Genomic DNA, 243 nt, shown 5'->3' with positions numbered 1-243 from the left:
GGATGATGTCCACGAGCGCGAGCCTACCGGGCGGTCCCGACCTCAGTCCGGTCGCGCTCAGTCCTGATTGCTGAACGCGGCGTCGAACGACGCGGTCGGGAGCTTCCACAGCAGCGAGCGGATGAACCCGACCGCCTCGGCGGCGCCGTGCAGGCGGTCCATCCCGGCGTCCTCCCACTCGACGGAGATCGGGCCGGTGTAGCCGATCGACTCCAGCGCGCGGAACGAGTCCTCCCACGGCAC

Annotated in this window: 1 protein-coding gene; it reads right to left on the bottom strand. The window is 70.4% G+C overall.

Annotated elements, in window-relative coordinates; all coding sequences use genetic code 11:
• Nucleotides 1-57: 57 nt before the first annotated feature.
• On the bottom strand, nucleotides 58-243 hold a 186-nt coding region (locus tag AC1RPY_RS08140; RefSeq protein WP_481763178.1), incomplete at its 5' end, for a hypothetical protein.

It is taken from the genome of Dellaglioa sp. CoH-56-MRSF-12, assembly GCF_056782075.1.
This window is presented reverse-complemented; position numbering and strand designations above follow the sequence as displayed.